The organism is Pseudomonas sp. DD1 (assembly GCF_044510355.1).
Classification (GTDB): domain Bacteria; phylum Pseudomonadota; class Gammaproteobacteria; order Pseudomonadales; family Pseudomonadaceae; genus Aquipseudomonas; species Aquipseudomonas shahriarae.
Map to the genome: position 1 here is coordinate 442,271 of NZ_MSAJ01000029.1, position 25,709 is coordinate 467,979.

The window sequence follows — 25,709 nt, forward strand, 5'->3', positions numbered from 1 at the left end:
GATGGAGAGCGCTATGGCTTGGAATGAGCCGGGTGGCAACTCGAATAATCAGGATCCTTGGGGTGGTAAACGCCGCAATAATGGCGACCGCAAGGGGCCACCAGATCTCGACGAGGCCTTCCGAAAGCTGCAGGAAAGCCTGAATGGGTTGTTCGGTGGTGGAAAAAAACGTGGTGGTGACGACGGCGGTCGCACAGGCAAGGGCGGCGGCTACGGCCTGCTTGGCCTGGGCCTCGTGGCGCTGGCGGCTGTCTGGCTGTACAGCGCGGTCTATGTGGTGGACGAGCAGGAGCAAGCCGTGGTGCTGCGCTTCGGCAAGTACTACGAGACTGTCGGCCCCGGCCTGAATATCTACTTCCCGCCGATCGACAAGAAGTACATGGAGAACGTCACGCGTGAGCGTGCCTACACCAAGCAGGGCCAGATGCTGACCGAAGACGAGAACATCGTCGAAGTGCCGCTGACCGTGCAGTACAAGATCAGCAACCTGCAGGACTTCGTGCTTAACGTCGACCAGCCGGAAATCAGCTTGCAGCACGCGACCGAAAGCGCCCTGCGCCACGTAGTGGGTTCCACTGCGATGGACCAGGTGCTGACCGAAGGTCGTGAACTGATGGCCAGCGAGATCAAGGAGCGCCTGCAACGGTTCCTCGATACCTATCGCACCGGTATCACCGTTACCCAGGTCAACGTACAGAGCGCAGCGGCACCGCGTGAAGTGCAGGAAGCCTTCGATGACGTGATCCGCGCCCGTGAAGACGAGCAGCGTTCGCGCAACCAGGCTGAAACCTACGCCAACGGCGTGGTGCCGGAAGCCCGTGGTCAGGCCCAGCGCATCCTTGAAGATGCCAACGGTTACCGCGACGAAGTCGTGTCCCGCGCCAAGGGTGAGGCTGACCGCTTCACCAAGCTGGTGGCCGAGTACCGCAAGGCACCGGAAGTCACCCGCGAGCGTCTGTACCTGGACACCATGCAGGAAGTCTTCACCAACACCAGCAAGGTTCTCGTGACCGGCAACAAAGGTGGGCAGAACAACCTGCTGTACCTGCCGCTGGACAAGATGATCGAAGGTGGTCGTAGCGCCGGCAGTACTTCGTCTTCCGCCAGTTCGACTGCCGCTGCCAACGAAGCGAGCGCCCGTGCGGCCGCTGACTTGCAGCAACAGCAAACACGTTCCCGGGAGAGTCGTTGATGAGCAATAAATCGCTGACCGCCCTGATTGTGGGCGTCGTCGTGGTCATCGCTGCCTGGAACTGCTTCTACATCGTGGCTCAGACCGAGCGTGCGGTGTTGCTGCAATTCGGGCGTGTGGTCCAGGCTGATGTCCAGCCGGGCCTGCATGTGAAAGTCCCCTACGTCAACCAGGTGCGCAAGTTTGACGCCCGCCTGATGACCCTGGATGCACCGACACAGCGTTTCCTGACCCTGGAAAAGAAAGCCGTGATGGTTGACGCCTACGCCAAGTGGCGCGTCAAGGATGCCGAGCGCTTCTACACCGCGACTTCCGGCCTCAAGCAGATTGCCGACGAGCGTTTGTCCCGTCGTCTGGAATCGGGCCTGCGCGACCAGTTTGGTAAGCGCACCCTGCACGAGGTGGTATCCGGTGAACGTGATGCGCTGATGGCTGACATCACCCGTTCGTTGAATACCATGGCGGAAAAAGAGCTGGGTATCGAAGTGGTCGATGTTCGGGTCAAGGCCATTGACCTGCCCAAGGAAGTGAACCGCAGCGTGTTCGAGCGTATGAGCACCGAGCGTGAGCGTGAGGCGCGTGAGCACCGTGCCAAGGGTAACGAACTGGCTGAAGGTATCCGTGCGGATGCCGACCGTCAGCGTCGCGTACTGTTGGCAGAGGCCTATCGTGAGTCTGAAGAGGCTCGTGGTGATGGTGATGCCCAAGCCGCGTCGATCTACGCCAAGGCTTATGGCCAGGACCAGGAGTTCTACGCGTTCTACCGTAGCCTGCGTGCCTACCGTGAAAGCTTTGCGAACAAAACCGATGTCATGGTGCTGGACCCAAGTAGCGATTTCTTCCGCTACCTGGAAAAGTCCAAGTAACCCGCTGACTGGCTGGTTCCACTCCGTCGGGCGGCTAAAACGCTCGGCGGGGTGATCCTTTCGGAAAACGGGTGTATGATGCGGCAGCCGGGAAATTCCCGGCTTTTTTGCGTCTGCATGTTTGATTGTTGTTGTGCGTTGCAGGCGTGACAGGTTTTTCGAGGAAAGTGCCCGACGAGGCCGTCTACAGGCCATTCGTCACGTCGCTCTTGCGCGTGGTTTATGCAGGGGCCGGGTATTTTCTGCTTCACTCAAGGCTCGCCCAAGGGCAGGCCGGGTCATAGGGGAATGGCGTAATGGCAACGGTAGACCGCTGGCTGCTGCCAGATGGCATCGAAGAAGTACTGCCACCAGAGGCTGCGCGTATTGAAATCGCGCGTCGCCAGGTGTTGGATCTGTTCCAGAGCTGGGGTTACGAGTTTGTCGTGACTCCCCATATCGAGTACCTGGAATCCCTGCTGACCGGCGCGGGCCAGGACCTGGATCTGCGCACCTTCAAGGTCATCGACCCGCAATCGGGCCGGCAAATGGGCTTTCGCGCCGACATCACGCCGCAAGTGGCGCGCATTGATGCGCATACCTTGCGTCGTGAAGGGCCGAGCCGCCTGTGCTACGCCGGCAGCGTGCTGCATGCGCAACCGCGCGCCTTGTCATCGTCCCGTAGCCCGATCCAGTTGGGCGCCGAGTTGTATGGCGATGCGAGCCCGAGCAGCGACGTTGAAGTCATCAGCCTGATGCTGGCGATGCTGCAACTGGCCGATGTGCCGGATGTCCACATGGACCTGGGGCATGTCGGTATCTACCGTGGCCTGGCCCGTGCGGCCGGTTTGTCCGGCGAAGTGGAGCAGCAGTTGTTCGATGCCCTGCAGCGCAAGGCCATCGACGAAGTGATCGCCCTGACCGAAGGCGTGCCTGCCGACCTGGCTGGCATGCTGCGTGCGCTGGTGGATCTGTGTGGTGGTCGCGAAGTGCTGACCGCTGCCCGTGATCGCCTGGCCAACGCGCCGGCCCCGGTGCTGGCGGCCCTGGACGACGTGCTGGCGATTGCCGAGCAGTTGTCGGCGCGCTTCCCGCAACTGCCGTTGTATTTTGACCTGGGTGAGCTGCGCGGCTACCACTACCACACCGGTGTGGTGTTTGCGGTGTTTGTTCCGGGCGTTGGCCAAGCCATCGCCCAGGGCGGTCGTTATGACGATATCGGCGCCGACTTCGGTCGTGCCCGTCCGGCGACTGGCTTTTCCACCGATTTGAAAACCCTGGTGACCCTGGGGCGTGCTGAAGTCGAGCTACCGTCTGGCGGTATCTGGATGCCAGACAGTACGGACGCGGCACTCTGGCAGCAGGTCTGCCAGTTGCGCAGTGAGGGTCAGCGTGTCGTCCAGGCCTTGCCTGGGCAGCCATTGGCCGCCGCCCGTGAAGCGGACTGCGACCGGCAATTGATTCAGCAGAACGGGCTTTGGCAAGTATCGCCACTGGCTTCTTGAGTTTTCCTGCCGGCCAACGCCGGCACCAAGTTTGCGCGAATGAGGACAAGTGTTATGGGTAAGAATGTCGTAGTCCTGGGCACCCAATGGGGTGATGAGGGCAAAGGCAAGATCGTTGATCTGCTGACCGAACATGCTGCCGCCGTAGTGCGCTACCAAGGTGGCCACAACGCTGGCCACACCCTGGTCATCGATGGCGAAAAAACCGTCTTGCACCTGATCCCGTCGGGCGTGCTGCGCGAAGGCGTGCAGTGCCTGATCGGCAACGGCGTGGTGGTTGCACCTGACGCCCTGCTGCGCGAGATCACCAAGCTGGAAGAGAAAGGCGTACCGGTGCGCGAGCGCCTGCGTATCAGCCCGTCCTGCCCGCTGATCCTGTCCTTCCACGTTGCGCTGGACCAGGCCCGTGAAAAGGCCCGTGGCGAGCTGAAGATTGGCACCACCGGTCGCGGTATCGGCCCGGCCTACGAAGACAAGGTTGCACGTCGTGGCCTGCGTGTGGGCGACCTGCTCAACATGCCGCGCTTTGAAGACAAGCTGCGTGAACTGGTGGATTACCACAACTTCATGCTGGTCGGTTACTACAAAGAGCCAGCCATTGAGTTCGACAAGACCTTGGCCGAGTGCAAGGAATACGCCGAGCTGCTCAAGCCGCTGATGCTGGACGTGACTGCCGAGCTGCACGACCTGCGTCGCGCCGGCAAAGACATCATGTTCGAAGGTGCCCAGGGCTCGTTGCTGGACATCGACCACGGTACCTACCCGTACGTGACCAGCTCCAACACCACCGCTGGCGGCGTTGCGACGGGTTCGGGCGTTGGTCCGATGTTCCTGGACTACATCCTGGGCATCACCAAGGCCTACACCACGCGCGTAGGTTCGGGTCCGTTCCCGACTGAGCTGTTCGACGACGTCGGTGCGCACCTGGCCAAGCAAGGTCACGAGTTCGGCGCGACGACCGGTCGTGCCCGTCGTTGTGGCTGGTTCGATGCTGTCATCCTGCGTCGCGCTATCGACGTGAACAGCATCTCGGGCATCTGCCTGACCAAGCTGGACGTACTCGACGGCCTGGAAACCATCAACATCTGCGTCGGCTACAAAGACGCAGAAGGTAATGATGTTGCCCCGACCGACGCTGACAGCTACGTGGGCCTGCAGCCTGTGTACGAAGAAGTGCCGGGCTGGAGCGAGTCGACCGTGGGTGCCAAGACCCTGGAAGAACTGCCAGCTAACGCCCGCGCCTACATCAAGCGCGTTGAAGAGCTGATTGGCGCGCCGATCGACATTATTTCGACGGGCCCGGACCGCAACGAGACCATCGTTTTGCGTCATCCGTTCGCTTAATAAGCTGTTGATGTAAAAAGCAAAGGGTCCCTTCGGGGGCCCTTTGTCGTTTCTGCGGTGCGCACGGCACGACCCTTGCTATGTTTCTCTCTTTCGCGGTGCTATCAATTTAATGGCACCCGTGGTGGAGGGATTCCCGATGTCTGCCGTTCTCTCATTGTTACAAAGCCGGCTGTTGAGGCCGGTGTTCGTTACCCTTGGTATCGCTCTTTTGGTGCAAGTGCTGGTGGCGGTCGCCCTGACCCGGAGCACAGTCACGGCCCTGGAAGCCGATTTGGGCAAACGCCTGGGTGTGGACAGCCAGAAACTGTCGGGCGAATTGACCCAGGCCGGCAAGGAAGTGACGTCCAGCCTGGATAGCTTGTCGGCCAGCACCAGCGACCGTCTGACGGCCGGGCTTTCTGCGCGGTTGAAGCAAGAGCAGCAGCAACTGCGTACGACCCTGGAAAAGGACCTGAAGGACTCTGCCAATGACATGGCGCAGTTGCTGGCCTCGGTTGCACCCCGTGCAATGTGGGACAGCGATGTTCCGGCGTTGTCGGAGTTCGCCCGGCGTGCCCAGCGCAATCCCAATGTGCTGTTTGTGGTGTATGACGACGCCACAGGCCAGCACCTGACCCGTTATTTGAACCGGGAAAACCCGATCAACAAGGCGCTCCTGGAAAAAGGCCAGGGCGACCGTGCGCTGGATAAAGTGTTGAATGCCGCGAAAAACGACCCTTCGGTGTACTACGTCGAAGCGTCCATCAGCCCCAATGGTGTAGAGATCGGCAAGGTGCTGATGGGGGTTTCCACCGCAGCGGTCGAGGCGGACCTGGCGGCGCTGGACCAGCGTTTTACCGCGCTGATCGCCAGTGGCGGTCAATTGGTGGGCGACAGCCTCAAAGGCGCGGCGGCGGACAGTGCGGCGGCCATGGGTGCCCGTCTGCAGTCGGCGCAGGCCACGGCCACGCAAATGACCGCTAATACCTCCAGCGCCGTACAAGAGGCCGCGCAGGCCCTGCGCTGGCGTATCGGCCTGGGTCTGGCGGTGGTGGGCCTGGGAGTGCTGTTGCTGATTGCCGTGGTGCTGGGGCGGCGGGTGGTCAATCGCCTCAAGCTGCTGATCGCGGCCATGGATGATTTGGCGGCCGGTGACGGTGACCTGACCAAGCGTGTGCAGATCAACAGCAAGGATGAAATCGGCGCCATGGCTTCGGCGGTCAATCGGTTTGTGGATAAGTTGCAGCCCATCGTGCGCGAGGCGGGGGATGTGGCCCAGCGTACCGGCGTGGAAATCGGCGCGATGACCCTGCGCAATGCCGGCGCCGATGCCGCAGCAGGTTTGCAGCGTGATGAAGTGGCCGAGAGCCTGCGGGCGCTGTCGCAAATGGCTGACGAGGCCCAGGCTGAAAGCCATGCCATGCAGGCCGCGTTGCAGCAGGTGGTGGATATCCGTCAGGCCACGGATGAAAACTCCCGTACTTCGGCCGAGGTCGGCAGTTTGATCGAGGCCTTGGCCGGGCAGGTGCAGGCCGGCTCCAAGGTGATCGAGCGCCTGGCCCAGCAAAGCGAGCAGATTGAAGTGGTGTTGACGGTGATCCACGGCATTGCCGAGCAAACCAACCTGCTGGCCCTGAATGCCGCCATTGAGGCAGCGCGTGCCGGTGAAACCGGGCGGGGTTTTGCGGTGGTGGCAGACGAAGTGCGGGCGTTGGCCAGTAAAACCCAAAGCTCTACCGGTGATATCCAGGCGCATATCGTGGCGTTGCAGCAAGGCGCGCGCGAGGCGGTGGAGACCATCGGCAAGGCCGGGCGCCAGGCCAGCGAGGGTCTGCTGGTGCTGCGCGAAAGTGTGCGCTTGCAGCAAACGGTGCAAGACTCAGTGGAGCAGGTGCATGCGGCGATTGGCCTGGCGACCCGGGCTGCCGAACATCAGGCCCAGGGCGCGCATGCGGTGCGGGGGCGGGTCGAGGTGATCCATGCCCAGGCCGAGCGCGCAGCGCAGGCGGTGGTGGAAACCACGGCCAGCGGCAAGGTGCTGGATGGGTTGGCGGCGCAGTTGAAGGCCAGCCTGGGGCAGTTCCGGGCCTGAGGTTGGCGGCTCGGACCTTGTCGTGGGCAAACCCGCTCCAGTGTGGGGGCTGGCTTGCCTGCGATAGCGCTCTCAGCGGCTCAGATACATCCGTGTCGTGAGCAGGTAGACAGGCAACCCCGACACCAGAATCAACAGCGCCGCATAAGGCGCCGCCGCCGCAAACTCCACATTCGAGGTGTGCGCCCACACCGCCGTGGCCAGGGTATTCAACCCGGTCGGACTGAGCAGCAAAGTCGCGGTCAACTCCTTCATCGCATCGAGGAATACCAGCGCAAACGCCGCGCCCAATGCCGGAAAGATAATCGGTAGGGTCACCCGGCAAAACGCGCTGAACGACGATGCGCCGAGGGTGCGGGCGGCCTCTTCCAGTTGCGGTGCCGCCTTGTTCAGGGCGGTACGGATCGGCGCCTGGGCCAGTGGCAGGAACAGCAGCGCGTAGGCGATCAGCAGCAACGCCGAGGTCTGATACAGCGCCGGCACGTAATGCAGGGCGAAATACACCAGGGTCAGGGCAATCACCAGGCCGGGCAGGGCGTGCAGCAAGTAGGGCAGGCGTTCGGCCCACAGCGCCAGTTGGCCTTTGTAGCGCACCACCAGAAGACCCACCGGTACGGCCAGCGCCAGGCAGAGTGCCGCGCCGCCCAGGGACAGCGCCAGGGAGGACAGCAGCGCCTCGCTGATCTCGGCTACCGGGAAGGCTGCTGAAGAACCCACGGCCAGCCAGTAGCCGAGCATCCCCAACGGAATGCCACTGCCAATGATCGCCAGCATCAGGCAGTACAGCTGGCCCAATGGCGCCCATCTGCCCAATCGAACCTGTTCGGCATGCCGCGCCGCGCCTTGTCCGGTGCGCACATGCCGGCCCTTGCCGCGCACGCGCAGTTCCAGCCACAGCAGGGTCAGGCACATGACCAGCAGCACCGCAGACAGCATCGCCGCATTGGCGTTGCTGAACTCCAATTCGAACTGTTGGTAGATCGCCGTGGTGAAGGTCTGCAGGCCGATGATCGACAGGGCGCCGAACTCCACCAGCATATGCAAGGCGATCAACAGGGCGCCGGCCAGCAGCGACGGCCACAGCAGTGGCAGGGTGATGCGAAAAAACACGCTCCAGCGATTGAGCCCCAGGGTGCGGGCCGACTCTTCCAGGGACGGGTCCAGGTTACGCAGGGTGGCCGCCACTGGCAGGAACACCAGGGGGTATTTGGACAGGGTCATGACCAGGATGGCGCCGCCCAGGCCTTCGAACTGGGCGCTCAGGGATACCCAGGTAAAGCTGCTGACAAACGCCGGCACGGCAAACGGCAGGCACAGGATTACGCCCCAGATCCGCCGGCCCGGCAGGTTGCTGCGCTCCAGCAGCCAGGCCAGGGACAGGCCGATCACCGCGCAGGCGACGGTCACGCCGACCATTAATGCCAAGGTGTTGCGCAGTAGCCCGAACACATACGGGCGCCACAGCAGATGCACAGCCTCGGCCCAGCCGGCTTGCCAGGCCTTGAGGCCCACATACACCAACGGCAGCAGGCTCAAGCCCACCAGTAAAAAGACCGGCAGCAGCAGCCAGATTGACGGGCGTTTGCGCCGGGGGCTAAAGCCGCCGCGCAAGGCGGGGGCAGATTGCGATGGGGTCATCAGTTCAAGCCAACGTCACGTTCCAGCTCCAGGGCTTCTTCGGCGTTGCCCAGGTCGGCGGGAGTGACTTTGGGCGGTTGCAGTTCGCTGAATGGCTTGAGGCCGCGGTTGGACTGCATGCCCTTGCGCAGCGGGTACTCGGCGGAGGTGTTGGTGATAACCCGCTGGCCTTCTTCGCTGGCCATGAACGCCAGCAGTTGCTGGGCTTGCTTGGGGTGCTTGCTGGATTTCAATGCCGCTGCTGCCGATACGGTGATCAGGCCGCCAGCATCGCCATCGGTGAAGTAGTGCAGTTGCGAATCCAGGTTGGTTTTTTCCTTTTTCAGGGCAAACCAGTAGTAGTTATTCACCAGCACCGTCGCTACTTCGCCGTTTTCCACGGCTTTGAGGGCGACCATGTTATTGCTGTAGACCTTGCCGAACGCGCGCAGCCCGGTCAGCCATTCTTCGGCGGCATCGCGACCATGCAGTTTGATGATGGCCACGGCCTGTTCCTGGAAGGCACCGCTGGTGGGGACGAAGCCCACTTTGCCCTGCCACTCGGGGTTGGCGAAATCCAGTACCGACTTGGGTAGCTCTTCTTCCTTGATCAATTTCGGGTTGAAGGCCACTACCCGGGTACGTGCGGTGACGCCCATCCAGGCGCCATTGGCGGCCACGTATTCCTTGGGCAGGACATCCAGGGTGCTGGCGTCGATAGTGGCCAGCAGACCTTGTTCGCCAAGTTTGTTCAGTGGCGGGGATTCTTCGGTGTAGATCACGTCGGCGGGGGAGCGCTCACCCTCTTCGACGACCTGGCTGGCCAGTTGGTTGCTGCTGCCCTTGCGTACATTCACATGAATGCCGGTCTTGGCTTCGAAGGCCTTGGCGAGTTCATCGCCGACTTCCTTGTGCTGGCCGTTGTACAGGGTCAGTTCAACCTTGTCGGCCGAGTAGGCGGTGGGAGAGAGCAGGGTCAGGCCGAGCAGAGTGATGGTCAGGCCACGCAGAAGGGATGTCTTGAGACGGATATCGCGGATCATCATCCGGGGTGTTCCTCACTTGAGTGCAACAAATCATTGCAAGGATAAACGATAAAACTTCTCAAGTGCGGGCGCAGCGGGAATTGCGGGTGGAGTTTTTAAACCCCAGAAACGAAAAAACCCGCTTTCGCGGGTTTGATCTGAATTTGGTGCCCAGGAGAAGACTCGAACTTCCACGACCTTGCGATCACCAGCACCTGAAGCTGGCGTGTCTACCAATTTCACCACCTGGGCATTATCAAGCAACGTTGCCGCTGTTGATGGGGCGAACTATACGGCGGGCTTTTTGATCTGTAAACCCCTGATTTGATTTTATAAATCAACTTTTGGGTTAAAAATCAAAGGGCTATAACGCAAAAACCCGCTTTCGCGGGTTTTTGTGAGACTCAAGGCGCAAACCTCAAGTTTTGAATTGGTGCCCAGAAGAAGACTCGAACTTCCACGACCTTGCGGTCACCAGCACCTGAAGCTGGCGTGTCTACCAATTTCACCATCTGGGCAGTATCTTCAACGTTGCCGTCGTCGATGGCGCGCACTATACGGAGTGGCTTTTGAGCTGTAAACCCCCGTCATCAAAAAAGCCTGGAAAATTTCGCAGGCGGTCACGCAAGGTGGTTTTGCGCGGCTATAAAACGCATTTGCGGGCTAGTTATTGCTTGAAATTTCCCGTTTCAATACGCGTATGCCAAACTAACCCACATATAGACAAGGTGAAAACTCTCTAATGGCCGATTGGCAGTCCCTCGATCCCGAGGCCGCTCGTGAAGCGGAAAAATATGAAAACCCTATTCCTAGCCGCGAACTGATCCTGGCGCATCTCGCCGATCGGGGTTCGCCTGCTAGCCGCGAGCAGCTGGTTGAAGAATTCGGTCTGACCACCGAAGACCAACTCGAAGCACTGCGCCGCCGCCTGCGCGCCATGGAGCGCGATGCACAGTTGATCTACACCCGTCGCGGCACTTACGCGCCGGTGGACAAGCTCGACCTGATCCTTGGCCGCATTGCCGGTCACCGTGATGGCTTCGGCTTCCTGATCCCTGATGACGGCAGTGACGACCTGTTCATGAGCCCGGCGCAAATGCGCCTGGTGTTCGATGGCGACCGCGCCCTGGCGCGCGTGTCCGGCCTGGACCGTCGCGGTCGACGCGAAGGCGTGATCGTCGAAGTGGTGTCCCGTGCCCACGAATCCATCGTCGGTCGCTACTTCGAGGAAGGCGGCATCGGCTTCGTGATTCCGGACAACCCGAAGGTCCAGCAGGAAGTGCTGGTGACTCCGGGCCGCAATGGCGCCGCCAAGGTCGGTCAGTTCGTCGAGGTGAAAATCACCCACTGGCCAACCCCGCGCTTCCAGCCACAGGGCGATATCGTCGAAGTGGTCGGCAACTACATGGCGCCGGGCATGGAAATCGATGTTGCGTTGCGCACCTACGATATTCCTCACGTCTGGCCTGAGGCTGTGCTCAAAGAAGCCGCCAAGCTCAAGCCGGAAGTCGAAGAAAAAGACAAAGAGAAACGCATCGACCTGCGTCATCTGCCGTTCGTCACCATTGACGGCGAAGATGCCCGCGACTTCGACGATGCGGTCTACTGCGAAGCCAAGCCCGGCAAGCTGCGCCTGTTCTCCGGCGGCTGGAAGTTGTTCGTCGCGATTGCCGACGTATCCAGCTACGTGAAGATCGGTTCGGCCCTGGATAACGAAGCCCAGGTGCGCGGCAACTCCGTGTACTTCCCTGAGCGCGTGATCCCGATGCTGCCTGAGCAGCTGTCCAACGGCCTGTGCTCCCTGAACCCGAAAGTCGACCGTTTGGCCATGGTGTGCGAGATGACCATCTCGAAAACCGGCGAAATGACCGACTACCAGTTCTACGAAGCGGTGATCCACTCCCAGGCCCGCCTGACCTACAACAAGGTCAGCACCATCCTGGAAACGCCGAAAACCAGCGAAGCCAAGGCTTTGCGCAGCCAGTACGCTGACGTAGTTCCACACCTCAAGCAGCTCTACTCGCTGTACAAGGTGTTGCTGGGCGCACGTCATGTCCGTGGCGCGATAGATTTTGAAACCCAGGAAACCCGGATCATCTTCGGTTCCGAGCGCAAAATCGCGGAAATCACGCCGACCACCCGCAATGACGCGCACAAGCTGATCGAGGAATGCATGCTGGCGGCCAACGTGGCCACCGCCGAATTCCTGAAGAAGCACGAGATTCCTGCGCTGTACCGGGTGCACGATGGTCCGCCACCGGAGCGCCTGGAAAAACTGCGCGCCTTCCTGGGCGAGCTTGGCCTGTCCCTGCACAAAGGCAAGGATGGCCCGTCGCCGAAGGATTACCAGGCTCTGTTGGCCAGCATCAAGGACCGTCCGGACTTCCACCTGATCCAGACCGTGATGCTGCGCTCCCTCAGCCAGGCGGTGTACAGCGCCGACAACCAGGGCCACTTCGGCCTGAATTACGAGGCGTATACCCACTTCACCTCGCCGATCCGCCGTTACCCGGACCTGCTCACGCACCGCGCCATCCGCAGCGTGATCCATTCCAAGCAGAACACCCCGCACGTCAAGCGCGCCGGTGCCATGACCATTCCGAAGGCACGGATCTATCCGTACGACGAAGCGGCCCTGGAACAGTTGGGCGAGCAGTGCTCCATGAGCGAGCGCCGTGCCGACGAAGCCACCCGTGACGTGGTGAACTGGCTCAAGTGCGAGTTCATGAAGGACCGCGTAGGCGAGTCGTTCCCAGGTGTTATCACCGCCGTGACCGGTTTTGGTCTGTTCGTCGAGCTGACCGACATCTACGTCGAAGGCCTGGTGCACGTCACCGCCTTGCCGGGTGACTACTACCACTTCGATCCTGTGCATCACCGCCTGGCGGGCGAGCGCACCGGTCGCAGCTTCCGTTTGGGCGATACCGTAGAAGTACGGGTCATGCGCGTCGATCTCGACGAACGCAAGATCGACTTCGAGATGGCTGAAAAAACCCTCGAAGCGCCGATTGGCCGCAAAAAGCGGGGTGCCGAAACCACAGCGCCGGCGAAAAAAGGCGCTCCTGCGAAAGCTGCAGCGGCTGCCGAGCCTGCGCCGGCCAAGCCTGCGCGCCGCTCCTCGGCCAAGGAAAAGGTCAGCGACGCGTACCGCCCCAGTGATGCGGCGGCGAAAAACGCCGAGTTGCGCAAGAGTCGCGAGTTGAAGCAGCAGTTGCTCAACGAAGCCAAAAGCGGTGGTAAAGCGGCGTCTGGGGGAAAGTCCCAGGCCGCCGACAAGCCGTCGAGCAAACCGAGTAAACACCGTAAAGGCCCGCCAAAAGCGGGTTCGGCCCCTGCCAAGAGCGGCGGGTCGCGCAAACCTAAGGCCAAGTCATGAGTCTGGAAAAAATCTACGGCGTACACGCCGTAGAAGCGTTGCTGCGTCACCACCCCAAGCGCGTCAAGCAAGTGTGGTTGGCCGAGGGGCGTAGCGAGCCGCGCGTTCAAGCGTTGGTCGAGCTGGCCAACCAGAATAAAGTTGCCATCGGCCAGGCCGAGCGGCGCGAAATGGACGTCTGGGTCGAAGGCGTACACCAGGGCGTGGTGGCGGACGTGAGTCCGAGCCAGGTCTGGGGCGAGGCCATGCTCGACGAGCTGCTCGACCGCACCGAAGGCGCGCCGCTGTTGCTGGTGCTGGACGGCGTGACCGACCCGCACAACCTTGGCGCCTGCCTGCGTTCGGCGGACGCTGCCGGCGCGCTGGCGGTGATCGTGCCGAAAGACAAGTCGGCTACCTTGACCCCGGTCGTGCGTAAAGTCGCCTGCGGCGCAGCGGAAGTGATTCCGTTGGTGGCCGTGACCAACCTGGCGCGCACCCTGGAAAAACTCCAGCAGCGCGGCTTGTGGGTCGTGGGTACGGCGGGGGAGGCCGAGGTCAGTATCTATGACCAGGACCTCACCGGCCCGACCATCCTGATCATGGGTGCTGAAGGCAAGGGCATGCGGCGCCTGACCCGAGAGCATTGCGACTACCTGGTGCACTTGCCGATGGTCGGTAGTGTCAGCAGCCTCAACGTTTCAGTCGCAACGGGCGTCTGCCTGTTCGAAGCCCAGCGCCAGCGTGGCGCCAAGGCCAAGTCCAAGAAGTAATTTTGAGCCTGGCATAGATGCAAAATGTGGGAGCTGGTTTGTGTGGGAGTCGGGCTTGCCCGCGATGCGGGCACCTCGGTACATCAGTTGTACTGAGGTGATGCTATCGCAGGCAAGCCAGCTCCCACACAAGTCAGCTCCCACATTGGTTTTTGGTCAAATAATCACCAATTGCCTTGCGCCCTTTCTCCCCCTTCTCTACAATTGCGCCCCTTGCCTTCCCGGCGGGCACGCATGTGCCTCCCAGCGGCAAGATTCCTAAGTGTCATTCACTCCTTGTCTGACCGTTTTTGAGCGGCAGGCTACAACCCGTAAGGAGCATTCATGCGTCATTACGAAATCATCTTTTTGGTCCACCCGGATCAAAGCGAGCAAGTCGGCGGCATGGTAGAGCGTTACACCAAGCTGATCGAAGAAGACGGCGGCAAAATCCACCGTCTGGAAGATTGGGGCCGTCGTCAACTGGCCTACGCAATCAACAATGTTCACAAGGCTCACTACGTGATGCTGAACGTTGAGTGCACTGGCAAGGCCCTGGCCGAGCTGGAAGACAACTTCCGCTACAACGATGCAGTGATCCGTAACCTGGTCATCCGTCGCGAAGAAGCCGTTACCGGCCAATCCGAGATGCTCAAGGCTGAAGAAAACCGCAGTGAGCGCCGTGAGCGTCGCGACCGTCCTGAGCACGAAGGCGCTGAAAGCGCTGATAGTGATGACAGCGACAACAGCGATAACGCTGACGAGTAATCCACGGACCTTATTAAGGAGCCTATCAAATGGCACGTTTCTTCCGTCGTCGTAAGTTTTGCCGCTTCACCGCTGAAGAAGTGAAGGAGATCGACTACAAAGATCTCAACACTCTGAAAGCCTACGTATCCGAGACCGGCAAAATTGTTCCAAGCCGTATCACCGGTACCAAAGCTCGTTATCAGCGTCAGCTGGCCACCGCTATCAAGCGCGCCCGCTTCCTGGCCCTGCTGGCCTACACCGACAGCCACGGCCGCTGAGACCGGGCAGTCGACAAGTAGTAAGGGATTGAATGCATGCGCGCCTTAGCTGAGTTCATCATGCGCGGTCGTGTGCAGGCCACTCTGGTAGTGGCTGGATGTGCTGCATTGCCGTTGTTGTATTGGTTGGGTGCTGCCGCAGGAAGCCTTGTGCTGCTGCGGCGCGGTTTGAAGGACGCCCTGGGCGTTCTTGCCCTGGGGTTGCTGCCGGCCTTGATCTGGTGGCTGCAATTCGACGATCCACGGGTACTTCTGGTACTGCTGGGGTCTTCGAGCCTTGCGTTGGTTTTACGCGCAAGTGAGTCCTGGGTCCGTACGCTGCTGGTCAGCGTGGCATTGGGAGTGGTGTATTCAGTGGTGCTTGGCGCGGCTTTCCGCCCGCAAATCGAGGCGCTGTCGCAGGAGTTGGTAAAAATCCTGCCACTGGCCCTCGGGGATCTCTACCAGCAATTGTCGGTAGATGAGCGAGCGCGCATGGCCACACTGATTGCTCCGGTCCTTACCGGCCTGATAGCGGCACTGTTGCAGATCGTCAGTGTGCTGAGCCTGATTCTTGGGCGCTACTGGCAGGCGTTGTTGTATAACCCGGGTGGTTTTGGTCGCGAGTTTCGCAGTATCAGAATCCCCGCAGGACCAGCGATGTTGCTGCTGGCGTGCATGCTTGTAGGGCCGAACTTTGGTCCGCAAATGGCCATGTTGACGCCGTTGTGCAGCGTACCGCTGGTGATTGCCGGGCTGGCCCTGATGCACGGGCTGGTGGCGCAAAAGCGCCTGGCCAAGTTCTGGCTGGTGGGGTTGTACGTGACGCTGTTGCTGTTTATGCAACTGATCTATCCGTTACTCGTGGTCTTGGCCATTGTCGACGGCCTGATTGATTTTCGCGGTCGTCTGGCGCCGAAAGACGCCGATAACGCGAACGGTGAAGGTTAAAAGTTAGAGGATTTTCACATGCAACTGATCCTTCTGGAAAAAGTCGCCAACCTGGGCAACCTGGGCGACAAAGTAAACGTTAAGGCCGGCTACGGTCGTAACTACCTGCTGCCATACGGCAAAGCCACCGCTGCAACCGCTGCCAACCTGGCCGCGTTTGAAGAGCGTCGCGCTGAGCTGGAAAAAGCCGCAGCAGACAAGAAAGCTTCGGCTGAAACCCGTGCTGCCCAACTGGCCGAGCTGGAAGTGACTATCACTGCCACCGCCGGTGACGAAGGCAAGCTGTTCGGTTCGATCGGCACCCACGACATCGCTGATGCACTGACCGCCTCCGGCGTTGAAGTGCAGAAGAGCGAAGTTCGTCTGCCGAACGGCACCATCCGCAACGTAGGCGAATTCGACGTAGCCGTGCACCTGCACGCTGAAGTTGAAGCCACCGTACGCGTTGTCGTGGTAGCAGCTTAAGTAGCACCTAACTGACTGGCACCTCGCGTGCCAGGCGGTTAACATCGGGCACGATCCTGTTTACAGGTCGTGCCTTTTGTTTTTTTCACACCCCCTAATTCCAAGTGGCCATGAACGATATTTCAGCTCCTGAGCAATACGATCTGCAAACCGCTGCCCTGAAGGTGCCGCCGCATTCCATCGAGGCCGAACAGGCCGTGCTCGGTGGCTTGATGCTGGATAACAACGCCTGGGAACGTGTGCTCGATCAAGTCTCGGACGGTGATTTCTATCGGCATGACCACCGCCTGATCTTCCGCGCCATTGCCAAGCTGGCCGACCAGAACTCACCGATTGACGTGGTGACCCTGGCCGAGCAACTGGACAAGGAAGGCCAGACCTCGCAAGTCGGTGGCCTCGGCTACCTTGGTGAACTGGCAAAAAACACCCCGTCCGTCGCCAACATCAAGGCCTATGCCCAGATCGTGCGCGAGCGGGCGACCCTGCGCCAGTTGATCGGCATCAGCACTGAAATCGCCGACAGTGCCTTTAACCCTGAAGGTCGCACCGCCGCCGAGATCCTCGACGAAGCCGAACGGCAGATCTTCCAGATCGCTGAGGCCCGCCCGAAAACTGGCGGCCCGGTCAGCGTCAACGACCTGTTGACCAAGGCCATCGACCGTATCGACACCTTGTTCAACACTGACAACGCCATCACCGGTATTTCCACCGGCTACACCGACCTCGACGAGAAGACCAGCGGCCTGCAGCCGTCCGATCTGATCATCGTCGCCGGCCGTCCATCCATGGGTAAGACGACCTTTGCGATGAACCTGGTGGAAAACGCCGTGTTGCGCAGCGACAAGGCCGTGCTGGTGTACTCCCTGGAGATGCCAGGCGAATCGCTGATCATGCGTATGCTCTCGTCCCTGGGCCGGATCGACCAGACCAAAGTGCGTGCCGGTCGTCTGGAAGACGACGACTGGCCGCGCCTGACCTCGGCGGTCAACCTGCTCAACGACCGCAAGCTGTTTATCGACGACACCGCCGGTATCAGCCCGTCCGAGATGCGTGCGCGTACCCGGCGCCTGGTGCGTGAGCACGGCGATATCGCCCTGATCATGATCGACTACCTGCAGTTGATGCAGATCCCCGGCTCCAGCGGCGACAACCGGACCAACGAGATTTCCGAAATCTCCCGGTCCCTCAAAGCCCTGGCCAAGGAATTCAACTGCCCGGTGGTGGCGTTGTCCCAGCTCAACCGTTCCCTGGAGCAGCGTCCCAACAAGCGCCCGGTGAACTCTGACTTGCGTGAATCCGGAGCGATCGAGCAGGACGCCGACGTGATCATGTTCGTGTACCGCGACGAGGTGTATCACCCGGAAACCGAGCACAAGGGCATTGCCGAAATCATCATCGGCAAGCAGCGGAACGGGCCGATCGGCTTTATCCGCCTGGCGTTCATCGGTAAGTACACGCGCTTCGAGAACCTGGCGCCGGGCAGTTATAACTTCGACGACGACGAATAGTTTCCAGCGTCTATAAGGGCCCTGTCGCAGGCAAGCCCGCCCGCACATTTGAAAGCATTCACCATTCAAGTGTGGGGGGGGGGCTAGCCCGCGATGGAGTCAGCACAATTCCGACCATTACCGTCGGAATTGGTCAAATTTTGTGCTATATTCCGCGCCCGCGATTTTTCATCTCAACACCGGTCACCGTCATGCAAACAGCCAAGCCGTTATTTGACTATCCCAAGTACTGGGCCGAATGTTTCGGTCCAGCGCCATTCCTGCCCATGAGCAGGGAGGAGATGGATCAGCTTGGCTGGGATTCATGCGACATCATCATCGTCACCGGTGATGCCTACGTGGACCATCCTTCGTTCGGCATGGCGATCATTGGCCGGCTGCTGGAGTCCCAGGGCTTCCGCGTCGGGATCATTGCCCAGCCCAACTGGCAGTCCAAAGACGACTTCATGAAGCTCGGCGAGCCGAACCTGTTCTTCGGCGTCGCGGCCGGCAACATGGACTCGATGATCAACCGCTACACCGCCGACAAGAAAATCCGCTCCGACGACGCCTACACCCCTGGCGGCATGGCCGGCAAACGTCCGGACCGTGCGAGCCTGGTGTACAGCCAGCGTTGCAAGGAAGCCTACAAGAACGTGCCGATCGTGCTCGGTGGCATCGAAGCTTCCCTGCGCCGCATCGCCCACTACGACTACTGGCAGGACCGGGTGCGCAACTCGATCCTGATCGACGCCACCGCCGACATCCTGTTGTATGGCAACGCCGAGCGGGCGATTGTCGAAGTTGCCCAGCGCCTGTCGTGGGGCCACAAGATCGAAGACATCACCGACGTGCGTGGCACCGCGTTCATTCGCCGTGACACGCCAGCGGGCTGGTACGAAGTGGACTCCACCCGTATCGACCGCCCGGGCAAGGTCGACAAGATCATCAACCCGTACGTGAATACCCAGGACACCCAGGCCTGCGCCATCGAGCAGGAAAAGGGCCCGGTTGAAGACCCGGAAGAAGCCAAGGTCGTACAGATCCTCGCCAGCCCGCGCATGACCCGCGACAAGACCGTGATCCGCCTGCCATCGGTGGAAAAGGTCCGTGGCGACGCAGTGCTGTATGCCCACGCCAACCGCGTGTTGCACCTGGAAACCAACCCAGGCAACGCCCGCGCCCTGGTGCAGAAGCACGGCGAAGTGGACGTGTGGTTCAACCCACCGCCCATTCCCATGACCACCGAAGAAATGGACTACGTGTTTGGCATGCCTTACGCCCGTGTCCCGCATCCTGTGTACGGCAAGGAAAAAATCCCGGCCTACGACATGATCCGCTTCTCGGTGAACATCATGCGTGGCTGCTTCGGCGGCTGCACCTTCTGCTCGATTACCGAGCACGAAGGCCGGATCATTCAGAACCGTTCCGAAGAGTCGATCATCCGCGAGATCGAAGAGATCCGCGACAAGGTCCCAGGCTTCACCGGGGTGATTTCCGACCTTGGCGGGCCGACCGCGAACATGTACCGCATCGCCTGCAAGAGCCCGGAAATCGAATCCGCGTGCCGCAAGCCGTCCTGCGTGTTCCCGGGCATCTGCCCGAACCTGAACACCGACCACTCGTCGCTGATCCAGCTGTACCGCAGCGCCCGTGCCTTGCCGGGTGTGAAGAAGATTTTGATCGCTTCCGGCCTGCGCTACGACCTGGCCGTGGAGTCGCCGGAATATGTCAAAGAGCTGGTGACCCACCACGTCGGTGGCTACCTGAAGATCGCCCCGGAACACACGGAGGAAGGTCCGCTCAACCAGATGATGAAACCGGGCATTGGCAGCTATGACAAGTTCAAGCGCATGTTCGAGAAGTACACCAAGGAAGCGGGCAAGGAGCAGTACCTGATCCCGTACTTCATCGCCGCCCACCCCGGCACTACCGATGAAGACATGATGAACCTGGCCCTGTGGCTCAAGGGCAATGGCTTCCGCGCCGACCAGGTGCAGGCGTTCTACCCGTCGCCAATGGCCACCGCCACCGCGATGTACCACTCGGGCAAGAACCCGCTGCGCAAGGTCACCTACAAGAGCGACGCGGTGACCATCGTCAAGAGCGAAGAACAGCGCCGTCTGCACAAGGCGTTCCTGCGCTACCACGACCCCAAAGGCTGGCCGATGCTGCGTGAAGCGCTGACCCGCATGGGCCGCGCCGACCTGATCGGGCCGGGCAAGGATCAGTTGATTCCGCTGCATCAGCCGTCCACCGACAGCTACCAGAGCGCCCGTCGCAAGAACTCGACGCCGGTGGGCAGCCATAAGGTCGCCAAGGAAACCACCACCAGGATCCTCACCCAGCACACCGGCCTGCCGCCTCGTGGCAGCGACGGCAGCAACCCGTGGGACAAGCGCGAACAAGCCAAGGCCGCGGCCATGGCCCGCAACAAGCAGGCGGCTAAAGAGCGCACCGACGCGGCCAAGGGCAAAGGCAAGAAGCCTGCGCGTAAGCCGGTCGTACCGCGTTGATCGCAGCCTGAAATGCAAAACGCCAGCCTCGTGCTGGCGTTTTGCTTTCTAGCGGGTGGGAAACCTGTTTGTTAAGGTGGCGCCCATTGAATCGCCTTCGCGAGCAAGCCCGCTCCCACATTCGACCGCATTCTCATGCTGGAACTCGGTCAACTGTGGGAGCGGGCTTGCTCGCGAAGGCGCCAGTTCAGACACCACCTATTTCAAGGAAGAACACCCCATGAGCAACCCCTTGCTCAACATCGGCATGGACTCCAACCGCTCCCAGTTCATGGCGCGCCAGCGCATCGAAAGCCAGATCAACCTGCCACGGCTGTTCGCGGCCATCGACGCCGACCCCGGCATCGTCGGCGCAGGGGTGGTGTATATCGACGCTGACTTCAATGTAATTACCCTGCGCGAGTTCAAGCCGATCTGCAGCATCAAGCCCAAGCGCATCATTTTGCGTGAGGCGCAGAGGTACATTTCGCCGGCGCAGTTTGCCAATCAGGTGGCTAACAACCCGCGTGAGTCCCGGTTGGTGGGCGAAGCAGTCAATACGACCCTGTCTTGTGCGGGCGCAATCCTCGGTTGGATTGTTGTGTTCAGCGGTACAGTCGCCGTGCCTTTCACGGGTGGCGCGAGCCTGGTGGTGGCGGGCATCGGTGCGACGGCTGCAGCGGCCAGTACTGTGCAATGTGTCGTCGGGGGGGTGAGAACTATCAACGAACTCAATGACCCGGCAGCCAACGACGATATGGATAGCGAGGACTGGTATCGCTATGCAATGCCGGTATTGGACGCCGCTTCACTGCTGGGTGCCGGCGCCTCTACTCTGACCACTCTTCGGCTGCTGCAGGCTCGAAAGGTGACCACTGGCAGAAGTTGGTACGAGTTGTCCAAGGGGTTGACCCGCCAGCAACGCAAGGCGCTCACCAAAGAGTTGCTGAGCCTGAAAGATCCAAGACTGAGCAATAAACTCTTGAAACTGCGCCAGCGCTCCGGTGAGCTGGCCAAGCGCTATTCAGCTAGCGAGATCAATCACGCTACTGTGACGCAGATCAGAGACTCCCTCGGGGCTGCCGTTGGTCTTACCGGGAGCGCTATATCAGGCAACATTCGAACGATTGCAGTTGGCCTCTATGAGGAGGTTGAGTGATGGATCGTCCTGGTTCATTAAGAGCTTTTTTGGCGCAATATTTTCCAGCGTTTATATGCGCGTTCTTCCTTGCCTGCTTCTCTCTCTCTGCCGCTATTTCATTGGCATCAAGCACATTTTTTCGCAGTGACCCAGAGCGGGCGCGTTACTCTTTTCTGGCGGCAGTTTTCTTGGGCTTGCTCTTGGCGTTCAGCCATTTCGTCATGATCAGAGGGCGAGAATGGGGGGCTTGGGCTATCGCAGCCTTCTACGTTGTATGTTTGCTGGTCGTGTTGCCAACCTATAGCTATCGGCCACATATGGCAGCGTATGTAATGGGGCTGCTGTTTCCGTTGGCGGGGTTGCTGCTGCTCAATAGCAAGCGCCATCGCGAAATGCGCCAGCGGCTGCTCGAAATACGCCACCTGCGCCAAGCCGTAATCGCAGCGCGCAAAAAGCGTTGATGGGGTAAGCGAATGAACGAGTTAATGACGCTACGCGACTTTTTCAGGCAATACTTTCTGACGTTTCTGGGTGGTGTATTCGCTGCGTATTTTTCGTTGGCATTGGCTGTTGCGCTGGCGTTCGTCACTTATTTTCGTGATGTGCCGCTGGCTCAAGTGGGGCTCAAGATCATGTTGGTCGGGGCGCTGCTCATTCTGTTGACGGTCCATAGCAACTTTATGATTTTGCGGGGCCGACCCTCCTGGGTGTGGGTGATGGTCGGTATCTACCTCGCCTGTCTAGTGTTTGTAGTTCCAATGGTTCAGTACCAGCCTCATAAAGTTCTCTATGGGTTGGCGCTGTTATTCCCATTCCTTGGATTGTTGACACTTAACAGCAAGGTTCAACGAGAGATGCGTACAAAACTCGTTGGAATCCGTCGCATTCGGCAGTCTGTCAAATCAACCGCTAGATCGAGTAGTCGCATGTGAAGGCGTTGCCTTCGATAACCGGTTTCAACGCAACGCGCAAAAAGCGCTGATTGGGTAGATTCACCACTGCGCCCCGCACTTGCGCCACAAATATGTGCAACCCTCGCACCACGACGGCCGCTCTCGCGCCGTTTTGGTGCTGTACTGCACCGGCTCCCTCGATAAAGCGCAATGACCGCCGCTCTGGCATAAGTCTTGCGCGCTTTGTTTTCATGCTCTGGCTCGCAGGAGGCCGCCGTGTCGATTCATGTCGCGTTGCACCATGTTACGCATTACCGTTACGACCGCGCTGTGGAGCTTGGCCCACAGATTGTGCGTCTGCGACCGGCGGCCCATAGCCGCACGCGGATCCTGTCCTACGCGCTGAAGGTGCTGCCCGAGCAGCATTTCATCAATTGGCAGCAAGACCCCCAGGGCAATTACCTGGCGCGCCTGGTGTTTCCGGAAAAGACCGATGAGCTGCGTATCGAGGTCGACTTGGTCGCCGAGATGGCGGTGTTCAATCCGTTCGACTTTTTCCTTGAGCCCTACGCCGAAAAAATCCCCTTCAGCTACGCCGCCGACGAGCAGCGCGAGCTGGCGCCGTATCTGGAAACTCTGCCGCTGACGCCGAAGTTTGCTGCGTACCTGGCCGGTATTGACCGCACGCCGCTGCCGGCCGTGGATTTCCTGGTCGGCCTCAACCAGCGCCTGGCGGCGGATATCGGCTACCTGATCCGTATGGAACCGGGCGTGCAAACCCCGGAATTCACCCTGGAAAACGCCTCCGGCTCGTGCCGCGACTCGGCCTGGCTGCTGGTGCAGCTGCTGCGCAACCTGGGTTTGGCGGCGCGGTTTGTCTCCGGTTACCTGATCCAGTTGACCGCCGACGTCAAAGCCCTCGACGGGCCCTCCGGCACCGAGGTGGACTTCACCGACTTGCACGCCTGGTGCGAGGTGTATTTGCCCGGCGCCGGCTGGATCGGCCTGGATGCCACTTCCGGTCTATTCGCCGGTGAAGGGCATATCCCATTGGCCTGTAGTCCCGATCCATCGTCTGCCGCCCCGATCAGTGGGCTGGTGGAGCCGTGCGAGTGTGAGTTCACCCACGAAATGTCGGTGGAGCGCATTTGGGAAGCCCCTCGGGTGACCAAGCCCTACACCGAAGAACAATGGCTGGCGATCCAGGCCCTGGGCCGGCAGATTGATAGCGACCTGCTCAAGGACGATGTGCGCCTGACCATGGGCGGCGAACCGACCTTTGTGTCCATCGACGACCCCGACGGTGCCGAGTGGAACACCGCTGCCCTGGGCCCGGACAAGCGCCGACTGTCCGCCGAGCTGTTCCAGCGCATGCGCAAGCACTACGCGCCCAAGGGCCTGGTGCACTTCGGCCAGGGCAAGTGGTACCCCGGCGAGCAACTGCCGCGTTGGTCGCTCAATTGTCATTGGCGTCGGGACGGTGTGCCGGTCTGGCACAACGACGCGCTGATCGCCGACGAGCAGCAAGACTACGGCGCGGATGAGGTCATGGCCGGGCGCTTCCTGGCGAGCATTGCCGAGCGCCTGAAGCTCCCAGCGCGCTTTGTATTCCCGGCCTTCGAGGACAATTTTTACTACCTGTGGCGCGAAGGTGCCTTGCCACAGAACGTCAGCGCCCAGGATTCACGCCTGGAGGATGAGCTGGAGCGCGAACGCCTGCGCAAGGTGTTCAGCCAGGGCCTGGATAAAGTCATCGGTCATGTGCTGCCCCTGGCGCGCACCGCAGCCAATGATCGCTGGCAGAGCGGCCGCTGGTACCTGCGCGACACCCATTGCCGGCTGGTGCCGGGTGATTCGCCGCTGGGCTATCGCTTGCCCCTGGCTTCGCAGCCCTGGGTGACGGCGGCAGATTACCCCTTTGTGCACCCCACCGATCCCAATCAAGATCTGCCGGCGCTGGCCATCAGCGCGTCAGGCCCGGGCGAGCCGGCCCCCAGCGACGAGCGTGTGCCCAAGGTCGACGAGTCTGCCGACTGGCTGACCCGCACCGCCTTGTGCGCCGAGGCACGGGGAGGGCGGCTCTACCTGTTTATGCCGCCCCTGGAGCGGGTCGAGGATTACCTGGAGTTGGTGACCGCCATCGAGGCCACCGCCCAGGAACTGCATTGCCCGGTATTGCTGGAAGGCTACGAGCCGCCGAGCGACCCGCGCCTGAGCAACTTCCGCGTGACGCCAGACCCTGGCGTGATCGAGGTCAACGTGCAGCCGTCCGCCACCTGGGACGAACTGGTGGAGCGCACCGAGTTCCTCTATGAAGAGGCCCGGCAAACCCGCCTGACCACCGAAAAGTTCATGATCGACGGGCGCCACACCGGCACCGGCGGAGGCAACCACTTTGTGCTGGGTGGGGCCACGCCCAAGGATTCGCCGTTCCTGCGCCGCCCGGACCTGCTGCGCAGCCTGATCAGTTACTGGCATAACCATCCGTCGTTGTCGTACCTGTTTTCCGGGCTGTTTATCGGCCCGACCTCCCAGGCGCCACGGGTGGATGAGGCGCGCAATGACGCGTTGTACGAACTGGAAATCGCCTTTGCGCAGATGCCCGCGCCAGGCGAGGAATGCCCGCCGTGGCGGGTGGACCGCTTGCTGCGCAACTTGCTGATCGACGTCACCGGCAATACCCACCGCGCCGAATTCTGCATCGACAAGCTCTACTCGCCGGACGGTGCTACCGGGCGCCTGGGCCTGCTGGAGCTGCGCGCCTTTGAGATGCCGCCCCATGCACGCATGAGCCTGACCCAACAGTTGCTGCTGCGCGCCCTGGTGGCGCGCTTCTGGCGTGAGCCCTACGCGCCGCCGAAGCTGGCGCGCTGGGGCACGGAGCTGCACGACCGCTTCCTGCTGCCGCACTTTATCGAGCAGGACTTTGCCGACGTGATCGTCGAGCTCAACGCCGCCGGTTATCCACTGCGCGCCGAGTGGTTCGCGGCACACCTGGAATTCCGTTTTCCCAAGGTCGGCGACTATGCCGTCAGCGGTATCGAGTTGGAACTGCGCCAGGCCCTGGAGCCCTGGCATGTGCTGGGCGAAGAGGGCGCGGCGGGCGGTACGGTGCGCTACGTGGATTCATCCCTGGAGCGCTTGCAGGTAAAACTCAGCGGCCTGGCGCCGCTGCGCTATGTGCTGACCTGCAACGGGGTGGCGGTGCCACTGCACGCCACCGGCCGGGTGGGGGAATTCGTCGCGGGCGTGCGTTATCGCGCCTGGCAACCGGCCAATTGCCTGCAGCCGACCATCGCAGTGCATGCACCGCTGGTGTTCGATTTGCTGGATACCTGGATGCAACGCTCCCTGGGCGGCTGCCAATACCACGTGGCCCATCCGGGTGGGCGCAATTACGACAGCTTGCCGGTGAATGCCAACGAAGCGGAAAGCCGGCGCATGGCGCGGTTTTTCCGCCTGGGTCACAGCCCGGGCAAATTGCCGGTGCCGGCGATGGTGATCAACGATGAACTGCCAATGACCCTGGATCTGCGGCGGTTCCCCAATAAAAATGACTAA

Annotated in this window: 19 protein-coding genes and 2 tRNA genes; 17 read left to right on the forward strand and 4 right to left on the reverse strand. The window is 60.9% G+C overall.

From position 1 onward, the window contains the following. Positions 1-13: 13 nt before the first annotated feature. From hflK to PSFL_RS18310, 5 genes are all read left to right on the forward strand, one after another. Complete coding sequence (hflK, locus tag PSFL_RS18290) at positions 14-1,192, forward strand: FtsH protease activity modulator HflK (protein ID WP_115127254.1); 1,179 nt, start codon at positions 14-16, stop codon at positions 1,190-1,192. Continuing rightward, complete coding sequence (gene hflC / locus PSFL_RS18295; RefSeq protein WP_017849753.1) at positions 1,192-2,058, forward strand: protease modulator HflC; 867 nt, start codon at positions 1,192-1,194, stop codon at positions 2,056-2,058. The genes hflK and hflC overlap by 1 nt, the downstream gene beginning before the upstream one ends. A gap of 296 nt (positions 2,059-2,354) precedes the next feature. Continuing rightward, a complete protein-coding gene (locus tag PSFL_RS18300) occupies positions 2,355-3,542 on the forward strand; it encodes an ATP phosphoribosyltransferase regulatory subunit (protein WP_057958153.1) in 1,188 nt (395 codons plus the stop codon). Between the two features lie 54 nt (positions 3,543-3,596). Next, positions 3,597-4,886: an adenylosuccinate synthase gene (locus PSFL_RS18305; protein WP_057437412.1), complete on the forward strand. Its 1,290-nt coding sequence runs from the start codon at positions 3,597-3,599 to the stop codon at positions 4,884-4,886. A 139-nt stretch (positions 4,887-5,025) separates the two neighbouring features. Next, on the forward strand, positions 5,026-6,960 hold the full coding sequence (locus tag PSFL_RS18310; RefSeq protein ID WP_170059985.1) for a methyl-accepting chemotaxis protein: 1,935 nt from the start codon (positions 5,026-5,028) through the stop codon (positions 6,958-6,960). Positions 6,961-7,032: 72 nt separating this feature from the next. On the opposite strand, the gene PSFL_RS18315 is transcribed toward PSFL_RS18310, so the two are convergent. From PSFL_RS18315 to PSFL_RS18330, 4 genes are all read right to left on the reverse strand, one after another. Next, positions 7,033-8,598, reverse strand: coding sequence for an iron ABC transporter permease (locus PSFL_RS18315; protein ID WP_128593133.1), 1,566 nt, complete (start codon positions 8,596-8,598; stop codon positions 7,033-7,035). Then, positions 8,598-9,623 (reverse strand): extracellular solute-binding protein, encoded by a 1,026-nt coding sequence (locus PSFL_RS18320; RefSeq protein ID WP_057958156.1) that lies wholly within the window; start codon positions 9,621-9,623, stop codon positions 8,598-8,600. Before PSFL_RS18320 ends, PSFL_RS18315 begins: the two co-directional genes overlap by 1 nt. Positions 9,624-9,767: 144 nt before the next feature. Next, positions 9,768-9,854: transfer RNA gene (locus tag PSFL_RS18325), tRNA-Leu, on the reverse strand. A gap of 179 nt (positions 9,855-10,033) precedes the next feature. Next, a tRNA-Leu gene (locus PSFL_RS18330) sits at positions 10,034-10,120 on the reverse strand. A 224-nt stretch (positions 10,121-10,344) separates the two neighbouring features. Between PSFL_RS18330 and rnr the strand changes: the two genes are divergently transcribed. The 12 genes from rnr (at position 10,345) to PSFL_RS18390 (ending at position 25,709) form a co-directional block, all read left to right on the forward strand. Next, entirely contained in the window at positions 10,345-12,978 is a 2,634-nt protein-coding gene (rnr, locus tag PSFL_RS18335; RefSeq protein WP_115127258.1) for a ribonuclease R, read from the forward strand. Beyond that, positions 12,975-13,730 (forward strand): 23S rRNA (guanosine(2251)-2'-O)-methyltransferase RlmB, encoded by a 756-nt coding sequence (gene rlmB, locus PSFL_RS18340; RefSeq protein WP_397470354.1) that lies wholly within the window; start codon positions 12,975-12,977, stop codon positions 13,728-13,730. The genes rnr and rlmB overlap by 4 nt, the downstream gene beginning before the upstream one ends. A gap of 324 nt (positions 13,731-14,054) precedes the next feature. Continuing rightward, positions 14,055-14,477, forward strand: coding sequence for a 30S ribosomal protein S6 (gene rpsF / locus PSFL_RS18345; RefSeq protein ID WP_003217491.1), 423 nt, complete (start codon positions 14,055-14,057; stop codon positions 14,475-14,477). 29 nt (positions 14,478-14,506) lie between these two features. After that, positions 14,507-14,737 (forward strand): 30S ribosomal protein S18, encoded by a 231-nt coding sequence (rpsR, locus tag PSFL_RS18350; RefSeq protein ID WP_003171373.1) that lies wholly within the window; start codon positions 14,507-14,509, stop codon positions 14,735-14,737. Positions 14,738-14,773: 36 nt separating this feature from the next. Continuing rightward, entirely contained in the window at positions 14,774-15,667 is an 894-nt protein-coding gene (locus PSFL_RS18355) for a hypothetical protein (RefSeq protein WP_057437422.1), read from the forward strand. 18 nt (positions 15,668-15,685) lie between these two features. Continuing rightward, a complete protein-coding gene (gene rplI, locus PSFL_RS18360; RefSeq protein WP_003171376.1) occupies positions 15,686-16,132 on the forward strand; it encodes a 50S ribosomal protein L9 in 447 nt (148 codons plus the stop codon). Positions 16,133-16,242: 110 nt separating this feature from the next. Further along, on the forward strand, positions 16,243-17,640 hold the full coding sequence (gene dnaB / locus PSFL_RS18365) for a replicative DNA helicase (protein WP_017138451.1): 1,398 nt from the start codon (positions 16,243-16,245) through the stop codon (positions 17,638-17,640). 191 nt (positions 17,641-17,831) lie between these two features. Beyond that, complete coding sequence (locus PSFL_RS18370; protein ID WP_057958158.1) at positions 17,832-20,135, forward strand: YgiQ family radical SAM protein; 2,304 nt, start codon at positions 17,832-17,834, stop codon at positions 20,133-20,135. A 220-nt stretch (positions 20,136-20,355) separates the two neighbouring features. Then, positions 20,356-21,273 carry an NAD synthetase gene (locus PSFL_RS18375; protein ID WP_200659373.1) on the forward strand — a complete coding sequence of 306 codons (918 nt, stop codon included), beginning with the start codon at positions 20,356-20,358 and terminating at the stop codon, positions 21,271-21,273. Beyond that, positions 21,273-21,716, forward strand: coding sequence for a hypothetical protein (locus PSFL_RS18380; RefSeq protein ID WP_170044475.1), 444 nt, complete (start codon positions 21,273-21,275; stop codon positions 21,714-21,716). Before PSFL_RS18375 ends, PSFL_RS18380 begins: the two co-directional genes overlap by 1 nt. Positions 21,717-21,740: 24 nt before the next feature. Further along, the gene (locus PSFL_RS18385; RefSeq protein ID WP_397470355.1) at positions 21,741-22,187 is read left to right on the forward strand and encodes a hypothetical protein; all 447 of its coding nucleotides are present in this window, start codon (positions 21,741-21,743) and stop codon (positions 22,185-22,187) included. 237 nt (positions 22,188-22,424) lie between these two features. Next, complete coding sequence (locus tag PSFL_RS18390; protein ID WP_397470356.1) at positions 22,425-25,709, forward strand: DUF2126 domain-containing protein; 3,285 nt, start codon at positions 22,425-22,427, stop codon at positions 25,707-25,709.